The 17,830-nt window shown below is 41.5% G+C and carries 18 protein-coding genes and 1 other RNA gene; 14 read left to right on the forward strand and 5 right to left on the reverse strand.

Going from position 1 to position 17,830, the window contains the following annotated elements; all coding sequences use genetic code 11:
• Positions 1–11 precede the first annotated feature (11 nt).
• From PR834_RS04625 to acnB, 4 genes are all read left to right on the forward strand, one after another.
• Positions 12–236 carry a hypothetical protein gene (locus tag PR834_RS04625; protein WP_004261965.1) on the forward strand — a complete coding sequence of 75 codons (225 nt, stop codon included), beginning with the start codon at positions 12–14 and terminating at the stop codon, positions 234–236.
• 99 nt (positions 237–335) lie between these two features.
• Entirely contained in the window at positions 336–680 is a 345-nt protein-coding gene (locus PR834_RS04630; protein WP_231135934.1) for a DUF3969 family protein, read from the forward strand.
• Positions 681–826: 146 nt separating this feature from the next.
• Positions 827–1,195, forward strand: a complete 369-nt coding sequence (locus tag PR834_RS04635) for a VOC family protein (RefSeq protein WP_272536471.1) — start codon at positions 827–829, stop codon at positions 1,193–1,195.
• 444 nt (positions 1,196–1,639) lie between these two features.
• On the forward strand, positions 1,640–4,237 hold the full coding sequence (gene acnB, locus PR834_RS04640; RefSeq protein WP_196724614.1) for a bifunctional aconitate hydratase 2/2-methylisocitrate dehydratase: 2,598 nt from the start codon (positions 1,640–1,642) through the stop codon (positions 4,235–4,237).
• 62 nt (positions 4,238–4,299) lie between these two features.
• Here acnB and PR834_RS04645 read toward each other — a convergent pair whose 3' ends face one another.
• The gene (locus PR834_RS04645; protein WP_272536472.1) at positions 4,300–4,668 is read right to left on the reverse strand and encodes a VOC family protein; all 369 of its coding nucleotides are present in this window, start codon (positions 4,666–4,668) and stop codon (positions 4,300–4,302) included.
• 190 nt (positions 4,669–4,858) lie between these two features.
• Between PR834_RS04645 and PR834_RS04650 the strand changes: the two genes are divergently transcribed.
• The 4 genes from PR834_RS04650 (at position 4,859) to PR834_RS04665 (ending at position 8,100) form a co-directional block, all read left to right on the forward strand.
• The gene (locus PR834_RS04650) at positions 4,859–5,224 is read left to right on the forward strand and encodes a YacL family protein (protein ID WP_102137416.1); all 366 of its coding nucleotides are present in this window, start codon (positions 4,859–4,861) and stop codon (positions 5,222–5,224) included.
• A gap of 270 nt (positions 5,225–5,494) precedes the next feature.
• On the forward strand, positions 5,495–6,367 hold the full coding sequence (mscS, locus tag PR834_RS04655; protein WP_094962989.1) for a small-conductance mechanosensitive channel MscS: 873 nt from the start codon (positions 5,495–5,497) through the stop codon (positions 6,365–6,367).
• A gap of 210 nt (positions 6,368–6,577) precedes the next feature.
• Positions 6,578–7,213: an arginine exporter ArgO gene (gene argO, locus PR834_RS04660; protein ID WP_140170998.1), complete on the forward strand. Its 636-nt coding sequence runs from the start codon at positions 6,578–6,580 to the stop codon at positions 7,211–7,213.
• 152 nt (positions 7,214–7,365) lie between these two features.
• Positions 7,366–8,100, forward strand: coding sequence for an oxidative stress defense protein (locus PR834_RS04665; RefSeq protein ID WP_004261938.1), 735 nt, complete (start codon positions 7,366–7,368; stop codon positions 8,098–8,100).
• On the opposite strand, the gene PR834_RS04670 is transcribed toward PR834_RS04665, so the two are convergent.
• On the reverse strand, positions 8,097–9,008 hold the full coding sequence (locus PR834_RS04670; RefSeq protein ID WP_210833818.1) for a LysR family transcriptional regulator ArgP: 912 nt from the start codon (positions 9,006–9,008) through the stop codon (positions 8,097–8,099). The two genes, PR834_RS04665 and PR834_RS04670, sit on opposite strands and share 4 nt — an antisense overlap.
• 203 nt (positions 9,009–9,211) lie before the next feature.
• Between PR834_RS04670 and rpiA the strand changes: the two genes are divergently transcribed.
• Entirely contained in the window at positions 9,212–9,874 is a 663-nt protein-coding gene (gene rpiA, locus PR834_RS04675; RefSeq protein ID WP_136135327.1) for a ribose-5-phosphate isomerase RpiA, read from the forward strand.
• Between the two features lie 444 nt (positions 9,875–10,318).
• A complete protein-coding gene (gene serA, locus PR834_RS04680; protein WP_004261923.1) occupies positions 10,319–11,569 on the forward strand; it encodes a phosphoglycerate dehydrogenase in 1,251 nt (416 codons plus the stop codon).
• Between the two features lie 38 nt (positions 11,570–11,607).
• On the opposite strand, the gene PR834_RS04685 is transcribed toward serA, so the two are convergent.
• From PR834_RS04685 to zapA, 3 genes are all read right to left on the reverse strand, one after another.
• On the reverse strand, positions 11,608–12,201 hold the full coding sequence (locus PR834_RS04685) for a 5-formyltetrahydrofolate cyclo-ligase (RefSeq protein WP_004261918.1): 594 nt from the start codon (positions 12,199–12,201) through the stop codon (positions 11,608–11,610).
• 120 nt (positions 12,202–12,321) lie between these two features.
• A non-coding RNA gene (gene ssrS, locus PR834_RS04690) (6S RNA) lies at positions 12,322–12,503 on the reverse strand.
• Positions 12,504–12,614: 111 nt separating this feature from the next.
• Positions 12,615–12,944, reverse strand: coding sequence for a cell division protein ZapA (gene zapA, locus PR834_RS04695; protein WP_004913067.1), 330 nt, complete (start codon positions 12,942–12,944; stop codon positions 12,615–12,617).
• A gap of 139 nt (positions 12,945–13,083) precedes the next feature.
• Here zapA and PR834_RS04700 point away from each other — a divergent pair, with 139 nt between their 5' ends.
• The 4 genes from PR834_RS04700 to ubiI all read left to right on the forward strand — a co-directional run bounded on the left by PR834_RS04700 (position 13,084) and on the right by ubiI (position 17,659).
• Positions 13,084–13,668 (forward strand): YecA/YgfB family protein, encoded by a 585-nt coding sequence (locus PR834_RS04700; RefSeq protein ID WP_094962992.1) that lies wholly within the window; start codon positions 13,084–13,086, stop codon positions 13,666–13,668.
• A gap of 199 nt (positions 13,669–13,867) precedes the next feature.
• The gene (gene pepP / locus PR834_RS04705; protein WP_272536473.1) at positions 13,868–15,190 is read left to right on the forward strand and encodes a Xaa-Pro aminopeptidase; all 1,323 of its coding nucleotides are present in this window, start codon (positions 13,868–13,870) and stop codon (positions 15,188–15,190) included.
• Positions 15,191–15,224: 34 nt separating this feature from the next.
• A complete protein-coding gene (ubiH, locus tag PR834_RS04710) occupies positions 15,225–16,403 on the forward strand; it encodes a 2-octaprenyl-6-methoxyphenyl hydroxylase (RefSeq protein WP_096863174.1) in 1,179 nt (392 codons plus the stop codon).
• Positions 16,404–16,429: 26 nt separating this feature from the next.
• A complete protein-coding gene (gene ubiI, locus PR834_RS04715; RefSeq protein ID WP_272536474.1) occupies positions 16,430–17,659 on the forward strand; it encodes an FAD-dependent 2-octaprenylphenol hydroxylase in 1,230 nt (409 codons plus the stop codon).
• Positions 17,660–17,830 lie beyond the last annotated feature (171 nt).

Consider the following 17,830-nt stretch of genomic DNA (forward strand, 5'->3'; position numbering starts at 1 on the left):
GGAAGGATTTTATGTTGGAATATAGTGTTGGAAGTTCTTTAAGCCGAGATGATTTATATGCTGAGCTTTCCTTTAATGATGTTCAGTGGGGGGAAATTTCACTGTCTGAAGATAAAAAAGAGGTAAAAATTATTATTTATCCTGACTCAGATTTTTTAGAATTTAATTACAGTGAATTTTTATTATTGATAGAGAAAGCTAAAGATCATCTTTTACGTTTAGAACCTTTAGTTTAATTTCCGCATAAGTAGGTTGGTTCCTCCATTTTTTGCGTGGAGGAACCAAAGTGGTAGAGTCATTAATGTAAAAGTTAAACCGGGTTGGAGTAATATGTGATGAGGCTTAATTATAGTATTAGTGATAAACAGGCGAGCAAATTTATAAGCTTTTTAACTTTAGGTGTATTAACTGCATTAGATAAAAATTTGATATCAATTGATGAAGCGGAAGGATTCATTTTCAAACCGTATTTGGCCAAATTACTTGAACAAATGGGCTCTGAGGAAAAATTGATAGATATAATAAACCTAGGTTGTGAATTAGATGATGTGGCAATTTTATATCCAGAAGATCTTCATGTTCAGATAAAAGATCTATTAGACAAAACATTATCAGTAATCTCTCATAGTGAAAATTTAGGACGGTTAATTGATCGAGAAGTCAAAATCATTGAAGATTAACCTTCAAATTAGATAGAACCTATTCGATTAGTTAAGTCATGATGTATTCGTCATGACTTAACTACTATATAGTGTACTTTAAACTAATCGCATTCTTGATCTTGCTATGTAACTTATTAATATAAATAGTACTTTTAATGAATCACATGAGTGCACAAGTCATCATGCTAATAAAACCTACTGCAATTTTAATTCATGTACCTGATGTTCAAGCGGGTTTGGCTTGGTATCAGCAAGCTTTCCCACAAGCAAAGGCAGAATACTTGCCTGAATTTGATTTCACCTTACTGCATGTCGGAGACTTCACGATAGAAGTGGTGCAAGCGGATGAAAAAGTCAGTGAGGGTAAAAAAGGGACTGTATTGTATTGGCAAGTCGATGATTTTGATTTGGCTTTTGAGCATTTCACTCAACTAGGGGCAAAACTGTATCGCGGGCCAATGTTAATAGATGGTAACAACCGAATGTGCCAACTTGAAGACCCATTTGGCAATTTAATTGGTTTAAAAGGGTAGTAAAATCCATTAAAACATTTAAAAAAATTAAAACCAATCGCAATGATTTACCTTATCAATTAGTAATATAAATAAAATTGCGATAAAAAATATAATTTGTGATAGCTGATGAAAAAAGGCACTAATTAGGGTGCTTTAAATTTTAAAATGCATTATAAAAAGTATGGTTTTTTCGGCGTTTTACGATGATTAATAGTATCTTAAGCTGAAAAATAGCCAGTAATGAAGTGTTAAGGCGTAAAGTTAGTAGTTAAATGTTGCTTTCTTGTGAATGAATTAACATTACGTTTAAATTCTGCTATGCTGATCGCCCGAAGCTGGGCATAATTTTACCGCCATTGAGATTATGCGAGCAAATTCCTCTGACCTGGCACCGGATGATAATTTTGTCAGTATGGTGCAGAGAGCCGGGTATATAAATAACAAAGAAGCGAGGAGAACGTCGTGCTAGAAGAATACCGTAAGCACGTAGCCGAGCGTGCCGCTCAAGGGATTGTCCCTAAGCCATTAGATGCGTCACAAGTAGCTGCACTGGTAGAGTTACTGAAAAACCCACCCAAAGGTGAAGAAGATTTCCTGTTAGACCTGCTGACCAACCGCGTCCCCCCTGGTGTTGATGAAGCAGCGTACGTAAAAGCTGGATTTTTAGCCGCGATAGCTAAAGGCGAAACTTCCTCCCCTCTTATCTCCCCTGAAAAAGCCATTGAACTGTTAGGTACCATGCAGGGCGGATATAACATCCACGCACTGATTGATGCGTTGGATGATGAAAAACTGGCGCCAATCGCCGCTAAAGCACTTTCTCACACCTTACTGATGTTTGATAACTTCTACGACGTAGAAGAAAAAGCGAAAGCGGGAAATATTCACGCTAAACAAGTTATTGAATCATGGGCAGATGCCGAGTGGTTCAAAGAGCGTCCTGCGTTAGCTGAAAAAATGACCGTAACTGTGTTCAAAGTTACGGGTGAAACTAACACAGATGACTTATCGCCAGCGCCTGATGCATGGTCACGTCCAGATATCCCATTACACGCGTTAGCAATGCTGAAAAACGCACGCGATGGTATTGAACCAGACGATGCGGGTAATGTTGGTCCAATCAAGCAAATTGATGCATTAAATAAAAAAGGCTTCCCATTAGCTTACGTGGGTGACGTCGTCGGTACCGGTTCTTCTCGTAAATCAGCCACTAACTCCGTGCTGTGGTTTATGGGTGACGATATCCCATTTGTGCCAAATAAACGTGGCGGTGGGGTGGTATTAGGCGGCAAAATTGCACCAATCTTCTTTAATACGATGGAAGATGCGGGCGCATTACCGATTGAAGTGGATGTTTCTAAACTGAATATGGGCGATGTGATTGATATCTATCCATTTAAAGGTGAAGTTCGTAACCACGAAACGGACGAACTGCTAGAAACATTTGAATTAAAAACAGATGTGTTGATTGACGAAGTGCGTGCAGGTGGTCGTATTCCACTGATTATCGGCCGTGGCTTAACCAATAAAGCACGTGAATCACTGGGCTTAGAAGCGACAGATGTATTCCGTCACGCGAAATCCGTTGCACAAAGCAATCGTGGTTTCTCATTAGCACAAAAAATGGTTGGTCGTGCTTGCGGTCGCCCAGGTATTCGCCCTGGCGAATATTGTGAGCCAAAAATGACCTCTGTAGGTTCACAAGATACAACCGGGCCGATGACCCGTGATGAACTGAAAGACCTAGCTTGCCTTGGTTTCTCAGCAGATTTAGTCATGCAGTCATTCTGCCATACAGCAGCGTATCCAAAACCTGTTGATGTGACAACACACCATACCTTACCTGATTTTATCATGAACCGTGGCGGTGTTTCTCTTCGTCCGGGAGATGGTATTATCCACTCATGGTTAAACCGTATGTTACTGCCAGATACCGTTGGTACAGGTGGTGACTCACATACGCGTTTCCCAATTGGTATTTCATTCCCTGCGGGTTCAGGTTTAGTCGCATTTGCTGCGGCGACAGGTGTTATGCCACTGGATATGCCTGAGTCAGTATTGGTTCGCTTTAAAGGTGAAATGCAGCCGGGTATCACTTTACGTGACCTCGTTCATGCAATTCCACTATATGCAATCAAAGACGGCCTATTGACCGTAGAGAAAAAAGGTAAGAAAAACATTTTCTCTGGCCGTATCTTAGAAATTGAAGGCTTACCTGAGCTGAAAGTCGAACAAGCGTTTGAATTAGCGGATGCGTCAGCAGAGCGTTCAGCGGCGGGTTGTACTATAAAATTAGATAAAGCGCCAATTATCGAATACCTGCAATCGAATATCGTTCTATTAAAATGGATGATAGCAGAAGGCTATGGTGATCGTCGTACTATTGAACGCCGTATCAAAGGGATGGAAAACTGGTTAGCGGATCCACAACTGCTGGAAGGTGATGCAGATGCGGAATACGCGGCAGTGATTGAAATTGACCTCAATGATATCAAAGAGCCAATTCTGTGTGCACCAAATGACCCAGATGATGCACGTTTATTGTCTGATGTGCAAAACGAGAAAATTGATGAGGTCTTCATCGGTTCTTGTATGACAAACATTGGCCACTTCCGTGCAGCAGGTAAGTTATTGGATTCTCATAAAGGCCAATTACCAACACGTTTATGGGTTGCGCCGCCAACTAAGATGGACGCAGCGCAATTAACCGAAGAAGGTTACTACAGCGTGTTTGGTAAGAGTGGTGCACGTATTGAAGTTCCAGGGTGTTCACTGTGTATGGGCAACCAGGCGCGTGTAGCTGACGGAGCGACGGTCGTTTCCACTTCAACGCGTAACTTCCCTAACCGTTTAGGAACAGGTGCGAATGTTTACCTCGCATCAGCAGAACTGGCAGCGGTAGCTTCTTTGTTAGGTCGTTTACCAACGCCAGCAGAATATCTGCAGTTTATGGATAAGGTTGATGAAACAGCGGCGGATACATACCGTTACCTGAACTTTGACCAGTTATCACAATATACCGAAAAAGCGGATGGCGTGATTTTCCAAACAGCGGTGTAATAAGGTAATATTAATAACGGAGGCTCCTAATGTTAGGGGCCTCTTTTAATTGGGTGTGTTCGCTAAATATATTCAGAAATTTCGATTAAATTTAAATCGACATCACGTAAGTAAATAGATCTAATTGCTCCAGTCCGATTAACTGGCCCTTCGATAATTTTTACACCTTGTTGTTCAATATGCTTTTGCACATCACACAGCGGTATATCACTAATAAAACATAAATCGAGCGCACCTGGTACAGGCAAGTGGGCTTTGGGTTCAAATTCTTTTCCATATTGGTGGATATTGATTTTTTGCTGCCCAAAACATAACGCATAACGCTGTTCACCAAAGGTAATAACTTCCATTTTTAACACCCGTTGGTAAAAGTCAATGCAGGCATCAAGGTTAGTTGTGGTTAGCACTATATGGTCTAAGCGATTGATCATTAGAGCTCCTATTGTTTTAATTATGACTATTTTAATTATTTTCTTATTTAATATTAAGTGAATTACGTGGCTTATGTGTTGAAATCGGTGTTTTACTCAATTTTATTTTTTCTGTTGGTAATACCTCTCAACAAAGCGGTTTGACTCGCGTTATACTAGGCTCAATAACGCAAGAGTAGAGGGACTGCATATGGACTACCAATTTTTCCAAGATATCACCGGAGCTATCTCCGCTAAATTCTCGATGGATCATGAGGCTATTGGATATTGGCTTAATGAAGAGGTTAAAAATGACCTTAGTCTGTTAGATGCTATTGAAGAAAACTATGAAAAAATCAAAGGAAGTGAAAAACAATGGGAGCTTATTGGCCACGAATATACATTGTTGCTTGATGATGAAGAAGTGATGATCCGCGCCAACCAATTATCATTTGAAACTGAAGGGTTGGAAGAAGGAATGAGTTATTATGATAATGAAAGTGTTGCATTTTGCGGCACTGATGACTTCTTATTAATGCTAAAAGATTATCGAATTTTTGTTATAGAAAATAGATAAAATAATTTTATTTAGTGATTTGTTTTGTGTTTTAATAAATCATCGCTATTATTTACAATGTATACCCGTAATTCTTCAAGTTGCAGCGGTGTTGGCTACGCTCAGCTAGCCGAGTCACATAGTTTATCTATGCTCCCCGTCTATCTTCGCTTGCCGCCTACCTGCAACTCGAATTATTTGGGGTATATAAGATACTATTTAACGTTTTGGTTGAAAGTTAAATATGGCGAGAACTGATATTGATAATTGGATCCTAAAGGGCATATATATATGAATACTGATGATGTTACAGGCGCGTTGAATGATGCAACGAATTGGTTTGTGGCGAACCAAGATCTGTTAGTTCAGTATGCTGTGAATATCGTGTCTGCTATCGTTATCTTGATTGTCGGGATGATGATTGCAAAATGGGTCGGGCGTGGTTTACATCGCGTGATGACCATGAAAGGCATTGATTCAACAGTGAGTGACTTTTTATCAGCGATAGCGCGCTATACCATTGTTGCATTCACCTTAATTGCTGTATTAGGGAAAGTTGGCGTACAAACAGCCTCTGTGATTGCGGTAATGGGTGCGGCAGGTTTGGCTGTTGGTTTAGCATTACAGAACTCATTGGGTAACTTCGCGGCAGGTGTTTTGCTGGTGGTATTTAGGCCACTAAAAGCGGGAGAATATGTTTCAATTGGTGCCGTTGAAGGTACAGTACAAAATGTACAAATATTTTCAACTACGCTAAGAACCGCAGATGACCGTATTATTGTTATTCCTAATGGAAAGATCATTGCCGATAACATTATTAATACCAGTCGTGAGCCTAACCGTCGTCAAGATATTATTGTAGGTGTTGCTTACGATTCTGATATTGATGTGGTGAAAAAAGTATTAGGTGATATCGTCGCCGCAGATAGCCGTATTCAGCATGCTAAAGGCGTTACTATCCGTTTACATGATATGGCACCATCGTCATTAAATTATTTAGTGCGTTTTTGGACCACCAATGGTGATGCATGGCCTGTGTATTGGGACTTGCTAGAAGAGTTTAAGCGAGCATTGGATAAACATAATATTGGTATCCCATTCCCACAAATGGACGTTCATGTTCATAAACAAAATGCGCCTATCAAGCAAGATGCTGCAGAGTAATATTTAGAAAGTCATATTCAGCAGTTTCACTGAAAATTAGAGCCTGTCTTCGATGGGCTCTTATTCATTTCTCACTCCTATATTTTTCTTACCGAACCGTTTTTAGTTATAAGTCATACTTATGACCTATTAGACTTAATCATTTCCACTAATAATTTTTTCTCGTTAATATCCATGCATATTAATTGAATAAAAAGTTGGGATTAATGCATGTTTTCGATCTATTTACAGGGTGCACTGTTGGGTGCAGCAATGATATTACCTTTAGGGCCGCAGAATGCTTTTGTCTTACAACAAGGAAGCCGGAAGCAGTTTCATTTAATGAGTGCATTATTATGCGCTTTAAGTGATACCGTTTTAATTATCGCAGGTGTTTTTGGTGGGAGCGCTTTATTAAGCCAGTCTGAAATATTAATGCAATTGATTACATGGGCAGGCGTAGCATTTCTTCTATGGTATGGCTATGGTGCGTTTCGGACAGCACTCAGCCCTGATGAGGTCATACTTCAAACAGAAAGCCGTGCTATCACAAGATGGAAAGTGATTGTCACATTATTTGCCGTCACTTGGCTGAATCCTCATGTTTATTTAGACACTTTCGTTGTATTGGGTAGTGTGGGAGGCCAATTAGAAAGCCAGCTGAGACCTTGGTTTACGGCTGGAGCATTAACGGCTTCTTTTGTGTGGTTTTTTGCGTTAGCGATACTTGCAGCTTGGTTTTCACCCGTGTTAAATAAACCGCGTTCACAGCGCATTATTAACATTTTTGTCGGTAGCGTGATGTGGTTTATTGCATTTCAACTCGCTATACAGGGGCTTAAAGGACTAGGTTTGCTTTCTCAATAACAATATATCTTCAACAGACAAGCAATAAAGTTCAATTTCTCATTATTCTGACTGTACTTTTTGTTTCATGTGTTACTGTTAAATTGAGCTCAGGGATAGTTTATTACCAATTATCCCTTTTTTAGCGATAAATAATTGCCTTGGGAGGTTCTGTGAAATTAAAATCTTTAGTTTTAGCTGCGATGGTAGCAGGTGCTGCGGTTCCTACCATGTCATTGGCTGACCCGTTACCTAATGGTCCACACATTACGACTTCGGGTAATGCAATAGTGAAAGCGACACCTGATATGGCGACGCTGAATATTCAGGTGGAAGTGACTGCTAAAGATGCGGCGGCTGCGAAAGCTGGGGTCGATAAGCGAGTTGCGGAGTATTTTGAGTTTCTTAAGAAAAACGGTATTGAAAAAGAAGATATTAATGCAGCAAATGTGCGAACTCAGCCTAAATATGATTACAGTAGTGTGAAACAAAAATCAACCATCGAAGGCTACACGGCAACACGTTCTGTTGAAGTGAAAGTGAAGAAATTAGACCAACTTAATGTCTTGTTAGATGGTGCTTTAGCCGCAGGTCTCAATGAAATCAACTCAGTACAGTTTGGTGTGGCTAATCCGCAACAGTATCGTGATGAAGCACGGTCTCAAGCGATTAAAAATGCGACAGAACAAGCTAATCTCTTAGCGAAAGGCTTTAATGTTCAGTTAGGCCCAGTGTATAGCATTAACTATAATGCGCCAGCTGCGGTGCCATATCCAATGGCAACAAGAAATTATGGTGGGGCGATGAAAGCCTCTGTTGCTCAAGACCTCAAGATTGATGAGACTTATGAACAACAGAGTATTGATTTTAATGACCAAGTTGATGTGGTATTTGAATTAAAACGCTAGTTTTTTGCGGGTTCATCTTCTTGTTTTAACATCTGGCGCCCAGTTTTTAATAGGGCGTCAGTCACTTTTTTCATTGTACGGCTTTCAGGTGCGAAGCGGTGCCAATAAAGCATGCGTCGCTGACATAGCCCTGGTGTTAAATCAACCAACTCACCATTCGCTAATTCACTTGCTATCTGCAAATGTGGGATCATACAGCAGGTAGAGCCCTGTTTCGCTAACTGTACAAAGGCCTCTGAGGAGTTCACGATATGGCATGGAACACTGCCGGGCGACAACCCAAAGTTTTGTTGCACAAAGGCTTGGTGCATATCGTCTAAATGGTCGAAAGCAACCGCAGGCGCTTTTAATAACGAAGAGCGAGTCACCCCATCGGGGAAATATTTCGCTGCAAAGCCAGGTGATGCGACAAAAATATAGTCCAGCGCGCCAAGTTTATCGACCAAGCAACCCGGTAAGGCTTGGGGTTGAATACTGATAGCGCCTACCACTTCACCACGTCTTAAACGTTCTTGAGTTCGAGTTTCATCTTCTACCTGAATATTTAGCCGAATAGGGCTGTTGCCTAATACAGGGTTTAGGGCTGGAAGAAACCAAGTTGCCAAGCTGTCGGCGTTGACGGCAAGTGAGAGCAATAAAGGGGGGGAGCCACTATTTTCATCACCTAACCATTGTTCTTCTAACAATTCGACTTGATGAAGCAATGCTAGCAGTTTTTGCCCTTGTTCAGTTGGGTGTGGCGGAACGGTACGCACAAGTAGTGGCTGCCCAAATAGGTTTTCTAACTGCTTTATACGTTGTGACACAGCAGATTGCGTGATGCAGAGCTTTTGAGCTGCGCGCTCAAAGCCGCGTTCACGGATAACGGCATCCAGTGCTTGTAATGCGCGATAGTCAGGGCGCTTCATCAAAAAGATCTCCTTGTTGTTATTCTACCAAGCACTATGCCATATTTTTACAAATAACACTTAAAAATATTATTGTTGTGGCCTAAATCCCAAGAACCGTGACACAAATACAGCGAACAAAGCTGCAACTTATTGGGTGTCCGGTATATACTAGTTATTAATAACCTTAATCACGACTCAATTAAATCTTAAAAGGCATGAGCATGACTCAGGACGAATTAAAAAAAGCGGTAGGTTGGGCAGCACTTGATTACGTAAAACCGGGCACTATTGTTGGTGTTGGAACGGGCTCGACGGCTTCACACTTCATTGATGCATTAGCAACAATGAAAGGTCAAATAGAAGGTGCGGTATCAAGTTCAGAAGCATCAACTCAAAAATTAAAATCATTGGGTATTACGGTATTTGATTGCAATGAAGTGGATTCCTTAGATGTTTATGTTGATGGTGCTGATGAAGTTGACCACCACATGAATATGATCAAAGGCGGTGGTGCGGCTTTAACACGTGAAAAAATTGTTTCTGCAATTGCAAAAACCTTTGTTTGTATCGTTGACGAATCTAAGTTAGTTGATGTGTTAGGTAAATTCCCTCTGCCTGTTGAAGTGATCCCAATGGCGCGTAGCTATGTGGCACGTGAATTGGTTAAACTGGGTGGCACGCCAGAGTACCGTCAAAATGTGATTACAGATAACGGTAATGTGATTTTAGATGTCCATAATTTAAATATTATTGACCCAGTGGCATTAGAAAATACCATTAATGGGATTGCAGGTGTTGTGACCGTTGGGTTATTCGCGAATCGTGGTGCAGACGTCGTCTTGATGGGAACTGCAAACGAAGGCGTTAAAACCATCAAGTTATAATCTATATCGTATTCAATTTTTTAATAAGCCAGTGGAGTTATACCCACTGGTTTTTTTGTCTTACTGGTATTTTGTCATTAGTTTATGATTTGATAGAAGCTAAATTAATTAACCAGTTTTATTAATATCACCAATTTGAAATTTATTTTATTTTTTTTAATATCTAGCTATTTTGGTGATATATCTCACACAAATAGGCATTGTGCAGGAAAAATCCTTATTTTGTGTTATCACCCCTGATTTTCTACCATTTAACTTCTTTTTCTTCGCGCTTTTTAGCATCCATTAAGCAAACGGTTGTATTGCTACTGCGCTATTTTTTGCTATGTTGGTATACGCTTCATAGCTCAAGGTAGATGGATGTCATCTCTCTTGAGCTATGTTAGGCAAACACATATGTTCATCTGTTATAAATCTTAAGTACGTTCACGATAGGGTAGGGAAATGGTTAAGGTATCTTTGCAAAAAGACAAAATTAAATTTTTACTGCTAGAAGGTGTGCACCAAAGTGCGGTTGATAACTTAAAAGCTGCGGGCTACACCAATATTGAATATCACAAAAGTGCGTTATCCGACGAAGAATTAAAAGAAGCGATTAAAGATGCACGTTTTGTAGGTATCCGTTCCCGTACTCATCTTACTGAAGAAATTTTTGCAGCAGCAGAAAAACTTGTTGCAGTGGGTTGTTTTTGTATCGGCACCAACCAAGTTGATTTAGATGCTGCGGCAAAACGTGGTATCCCTGTATTTAACGCACCATTTTCGAATACACGTTCCGTTGCAGAAATGGTATTAGGCCAATTATTACTTTTACTGCGTCGTATTCCTGAAGCGAATATGCAAGCCCACCGTGGTATTTGGGAAAAACAAGCGAAAGGCTGTTTTGAAGCACGCGGTAAGCGTCTTGGTATTGTTGGATATGGCCACATTGGTACTCAGTTAGGGATCTTAGCTGAGGGTATCGGTATGAATGTTTTCTTCTATGATATTGAAAACAAACTACCATTAGGTAATGCAACTCAAGTTCGTTCTTTAACTGAACTTCTGAATATGAGCGATGTGGTTAGCTTACATGTCCCTGAGACCCCAAGTACGAAGAATATGTTTGCTAAAGAACAATTCGACCGTATGAAGCCTGGTTCTATTTTCATTAACGCATCACGTGGAACAGTTGTGGATATTCCTTCACTGGCAGCCGCGTTGGAAAGCAAGCATTTATCAGGTGCTGCGGTGGACGTATTCCCAAGTGAGCCAGCTGCAAATAATGACCCTAATGACCCATTTATCTCTGAATTAATTAAGTTCGATAATGTGATTTTAACGCCGCACATTGGGGGCTCTACAGAAGAAGCTCAAGAAAATATTGGGTTAGAAGTGGCTAGTAAGTTGGCGAAATACTCAGATAATGGTTCAACACTATCTGCGGTTAACTTCCCCGAAGTTTCCCTGCCTGTCCATACTGAAGATACCAACCGTTTCTTGCATATTCATGAAAACCGTCCAGGTATTTTGAACAGCATCAACCAAGTATTTACTGAAAATAACATTAACGTTGTTGGCCAGTATTTACGTACATCAGGGAACGTAGGTTATGTGGTTATTGATGTATTAATGCAAACGCCGAACCAAACAGATGAAGCACTCCAGAAATTAAAAGATTTGCCTGGAACCATTCGTGCGCGTTTACTGTTCTAAGCTACGCTAAAAATTGTGTGAAATGATGGCGCGGGTATTTATGACCAGCGCCATACTTTTTGCGGCGTAATAATTTCGGGTAAAGGAACATCCCAGTGTGCGATGGGGAGTTTTTCTACTTGCTGGCAATTATGGGCAAGGCCAATTGGATAAAAACCGGTTTTTTGCCAATTTGCTAGAGTCCTATCATAGAACCCACCTCCCATACCTAACCGTTGCCCTTGAGTATCAAATGCCACTAATGGGATAAGCATGATATCCAGTTTCTCAAGTGGTAGCACATCTCTAACATCAAGCGGTGGTTCATCAATATTAAATCGGTTTTTAACGAGTTGGCTATCGGGGCGATAGTGAAGAAATAATAAATGGTGACGACTAAAAGGATGTAAAACAGGGAGATAGACTTGTTTGCCTTCAGCCCAGAGCGCCTGAATAAGCGGTTTAGTATCAATTTCGCCATCAAAAGAAAGAAACAAAGCAATCGTGTTGGCTTGTGCTATTTTCGGGTGGTTTAATGCATTATGCATGAGTTGTTCCGCAGCGTCATATTGCTGCTGAGCGCTTAATTGACGACGTGCTTGGCGGATTGTTTGACGTACCTGCTGGCGTTGGGTCGAGAGGGAGTCTTGCATGTGATAACCTGTTATATATGCGATAAAAAACAGTTAACCAAGAAAGTAAATTACTTAAAGTATATCGCAAGATGAAAGGTTATGTAGAAAACAAATGAAAAATAAGCAGGAACTTAATTGAGGGTCTCCAAGATGCCGTTGTAGGCTGTAACCCTTGAACCCTTGGTTCAAGGTGAACGCAGTTTAGCAACCTTTAGGCTTCCTGAGCGAATCAGGCATGCTCACCAGCGCCATAACCACATTCTATTTAGTTGAAATATCGGCTCAGGGGACTCGCCCACTCACGCGCATCTCAGAGAAATTTGGTTTGAGAACTTATCGTTACTCAGTGATTTCATTGTACGAAACTAGATTTAAAATGCAACCTTAATTTTGTATATTTTTTTCTACTAGTGTCTGATTAATAAGCAGATTTACTCTAAGGGCAATACCTGCCTCTCAGTAATTTTCACCTGATCGTGCAACGCTTGTTCGATTGTGTGCTGCAACATTTTTATTTTCTCTTCCATATTATAAGCATAATCACGCGTTTTTGTCTTTTCTTGTGCTAATTCGTGACAGACGTTCAATGCTACGATAAAAATAAGTTGTTCCATATTGGTCACACCGCTTCTATCTTTCAGATTTTGCAAGCGTTGTTCTAATTCTTTAGCCGACTCAAGAAGGGCTTCTTTTTGTTCTGATGGGCAGTTAACTCGCATTGAACGCCCGAAAATCTGGATGTCGACAGGTTGTGCGGACATGATACCTCCATACTGAATAATACTCGCCATAAATACATCATATTTGGCGCAATTAATAGATAAGACAAAAGCATACTGGTCTAGCGGCTATCCTTGATGGTAGCATATCACGAATCATAAGCTAACATGACGAATTCAGATGTCTATACAAAAATCTTTACCAAACTATGAATCACTGGACAAACTACTGCAACAGCACTCAATCGCACTTACTGCCGCGGAGATCCATGGTCTAATAACCGGGTTGATCTGTGGTGGGGGACGTGATCAAAGCTGGCAAACGTTAGTCCATGACCTTGCTAACGATGGTTTAGCTTTTCCACAAACCGTTTCACAGCCACTGCGAGAACTTTTTGATACCACGTTTGAAGCACTTGATGATAGCGAGTTTGCATTTACTATGCTGTTTCCTGACGAAGACGCTTCTGTTTTTGACCATGCTGATGCGCTAGCTGGCTGGGTAAATCACTTTTTATTAGGTGTTGGTGTTACACAACCGAAACTGGCTGATAAAAAAGAGATAAGCGAGGTTATCACAGATTTACGCAATATTGGTATGCTTGGTTATGATGAAGACGAAGACCAAGAAGAACTCGAGCAAGCGTTAGAAGAAGTGGTGGAGTATGTCAGGGTGGCGGTGCAATTATGTTACATTGCATTGATTGAGCCAACTAAAGGCCAAGGCCCAACCGCAGTGGAAAATGATAAGCCAGTTCTTCATTAGTTTCTTTTAACGTGTAACGTGAGTTTTCAAAGCCACTTAACTTTATCGGACGATATTATATTATTGATAAAATTAAGTGCTTGAAAACGGGGTGTATCCAGTTTTAAGTCATTTCGCCAGTGTATGTTGTTATGTGATTGGTTAAACACAAGCAATATATTCAGCAATCTAATTATTCTGATAATAAGGCAAAAACGGTATGAATAAACAGGAATTTATTTCTCGTCGCAATGCATTATTGGCTCAAATGCAACCAGGCAGTGCAGCAATTATTTTCTCAGCGCCTCCTGCGCAGCGTAATGCGGATTGCGAATACCCGTACCGTCAACACAGTGATTTCCTTTATTTGACGGGGTTTAGCGAACCTGAAGCCGTATTAGTGTTGATTAAGAGCGATGAAAAACATAGCCATTCTGTTCTTTTTAACCGTGTTCGTGATTTAACTGCTGAAATTTGGTTTGGTCGCCGCCTTGGCCAAGACGCCGCACCTGAAAAGTTAGGTATCGACAAAGCGTTACCTTTCAATGAAATAGAAGAACAACTTTATCAATTACTGAACGGCCTCGATGTGGTTTATCATGCACAGGGGGAGTTTGCCTATGCCGATAAATTAGTATTTGATGCCTTAGATATTTTACGTAAAGGCAGCCGCCGTCACTTACGAGCGCCACAAACATTGGTAGATTGGCGGCCGATTATCCATGAAATGCGCTTATTTAAGTCAGAAGAAGAAATTAATACTCTGCGTATGGCTGGGCGAATTTCTGCTCTCGCACACGTTAGAGCCATGGAAACTTGCCGACCTAATATGTATGAATACCAACTTTGTGGTGAGTTAGAACATGAGTTTACTCGCCATGGTGCACGTTTCCCTTCGTACAATTCCATTGTGGGTAGTGGTGAAAATGCCTGTATTTTGCATTACACCGAAAATGAGAGCCTAATGAAGGATGGCGAATTAGTCTTGATTGATGCGGGGGCAGAATTTGAAGGCTATGCAGGGGATATCACGCGTACTTTCCCAGTAAATGGCAAATTTAGCCAAGCGCAACGTGAAATTTACGATATCGTCCTTAAAGCGTTAAATACCGCGTTAGAGCTATACCGCCCGGGAACCAGTATTCATGAGGTGACTCGTGAAATTGTTCGTATCAAAACAGAAGGTCTCGTCGCACTTGGAATTTTACAAGGCGATGTGGATCAATTGATCGAAAACAAAGCATATCAGCCATTCTTTATGCATGGTTTAAGTCATTGGTTAGGGTTAGATGTACATGATGTAGGTTTTTATGGCACAGACCGCGACCGTACACTTGAGGTGGGGATGGTATTAACTGTTGAGCCTGGTTTATATATTGCTCCAGATGCCGATGTGCCACCACAATATCGCGGTATTGGTGTACGTATCGAAGATGATATTGTTATCACCGAAAACGGAAATGAAAACTTAACAGATTTAGTCGTGAAAGACCCTGATGAAATTGAAGCTCTAATGGCGGCAGCAACGCACAATTTAGGGTAGCTGTCAGTCATCATAGAAAGGTAATAAACAACGCATGAATGTGATCATCGTGGGGGGCGGTATGGCGGGTGCAACATTAGCACTGGCGATATCATCCCTTAGCCAAGGAAAATTATCGGTTTCATTAATCGAGGCAGCTTTGCCTGATGGCAAACATCCGGGATTCGACGCACGTGCGATTGCGCTAGCCCACGGTACTTGCCAGTCGTTAGCAAAAATAGGCATTTGGCCTGCTTTAGCGGATTGTGTGACTCCCATTAATCATGTTCATGTGTCTGATAGAGGCCATGCTGGTTTTGTGAATATCGCAGCCGATGATTATCATATCGATGCTCTAGGTAATGTTATTGAACTGCACGAAGCTGGCGCCCGCCTATTTTCATTGTTACGTAAAGCCCCCGGTGTAACCCTTTATTGCCCTGCAAAAGTAGAAAATGTTTATCGTGAACAAGAGATTGTGACGGTCACCTTGGATAATGGAGATAAGGTGACAGGGGAATTACTGATTGCTGCGGATGGCAGCCATTCCGCGATTGGTAAAGCCTGCCATATGCAATGGCAACAGGACGATTATGGGCAAGTGGCTATTATCGCGAATGTGAAAACCGCCATAGACCCACAAGGCCAAGCCTTTGAACGCTTTACGGAATTTGGCCCATTAGCCTTGTTGCCAATGTCACAAGGCCGTAGTTCATTGGTTTGGTGTCATCAGCAAGAACAAGCTGACACAATCAGGTCTTGGGATGATGAGACATTCAAGGATAAATTACAGCAAGCATTCGGCTGGCGGCTAGGCGAAATCGTCATGGCCGGTAAGCGTCATTGTTATCCATTGGTATTACGTAAGGCGCTTAACCCTGTTAGTCATCGAGTCGTGTTAGTGGGGAACGCTGCTCAGACCCTGCATCCTATTGCGGGGCAAGGCTTTAATTTAGGTATCCGTGATGTGATGCAACTGGCTCACATTGTGGTAGATGCAAACGCGAAAGGGCAAGACATTGGCCGTTATTCATTACTCAGCCAATACCAGCAAGCCAGAGCGTTAGATAGAGACAAAACGGTTACGATAACCGACGGTTTGGTTCGTTTATTTGCGAACCGCTGTTTACCGCTTATTGTCGGGCGTAACTTAGGTTTAATGGCAATGGAAATGTTACCGCCAGCTCGTGATGTTTTGGCTCGCCAAACATTGGGTTGGGTTGCACACCAATAACCACGAAATAAAGAGGAATAAAAAATATGCAATCATTTGATGTGGTTATCGCCGGTGGTGGTATGGTTGGGTTAGCAGTCGCTTGTGGGCTTGAAGGGAGTGGGCTTCGTGTTGCGGTAATTGAGACTCATCCACCCAAGCTGCCATTTAGTGTAGCAGAGCCGCATGCATTAAGGGTATCTGCTATTAATGCGGCAAGTGAAAAGTTACTGACCCACTTAGGTGTATGGTCAACTATTAAAGGAATGCGAGCTTCTGCATATAATGGCATGGAAGTTTGGGATAACGATAGCTTTGGGCGTATTTCTTTTACCGCTCAAGAACGTAACCTGACGCATTTAGGGCATATTGTTGAGAATAATGTTGTACGTGATGCACTATGGCAAAAGGCGTCTCAGCTTCGCGATGTGACATTATTAGCCCCCGCAACAATTAAAAAAGTGGTGTGGGGAGAAAATGATGTTTTCATTACGTTAGATGATGAAAACATGTTAACGGCACGGTTGATTGTGGGGGCTGATGGGGCAAACTCGTGGTTGCGTAGCCATGCTGATATCCCATTAACCTTTTGGGATTATGAACATACCGCGTTAGTTGCTACGATCCGAACCGAAAAACCTCACGAAGGCGTTGCTCGACAAGCTTTTGATGGTGAAGGTATTTTGGCGTTTTTACCATTAAGTGACCCACATCTTTGCTCGATTGTCTGGTCTCAATCTGCCACTGAAGCAGCTAGGCGTCAATCTTTAGAACCTGCTGATTTTAATAAAGAACTGGCGGTTGCATTTGATGTTCGTCTGGGGCTTTGCCAAGTGGAAAGTGAGCGATTAACCATTCCTCTCACAGGGCGTTATGCAAGGCAATTTGCAGCTCAACGCTTAGCTCTGTTGGGGGATGCGGCACATACCATCCATCCATTAGCGGGCCAAGGGGTTAACCTTGGGTTTATGGATGTAGCTATGTTGATCGGTGAAATTAAACGTTTGCACCGCGAAGGTAAAGACTTTGGTCAATATTTATACTTGCGTGATTACGAGCGCAGCCGTAAGCACAGTGCAGCGTTGATGCTAGCTGGTATGCAAGGTTTCCGTGAATTGTTTGATGGCAATAACCCTGCGAAGAAATTACTTCGTGATATCGGGCTGGTTTTAGCGGACAGCTTACCGGGTGTTAAACCGCAATTATTGAACCATGCGATGGGGCTGTTTGATATGCCGAAGTGGCTGGAACAGTTACAAGTCGAAGACACTCTCTAAATCCCTTTCTGCAAAGGCACAATCTTATAAATTGTGTCTTTTTCTTTTTTAATTTCAATATACAAAGTGTCATCACTGGTTTCTGTATACGAAATAACCCTGCCGATCTTGTTTTAGTATGAATAGCAGACTTTTCTCTTTTTATCATGACTGAAAAAAACTAATTACATT

It is taken from the genome of Providencia sp. PROV182 (assembly GCF_028480325.1).
GTDB classification, from domain to species: domain Bacteria; phylum Pseudomonadota; class Gammaproteobacteria; order Enterobacterales; family Enterobacteriaceae; genus Providencia; species Providencia hangzhouensis.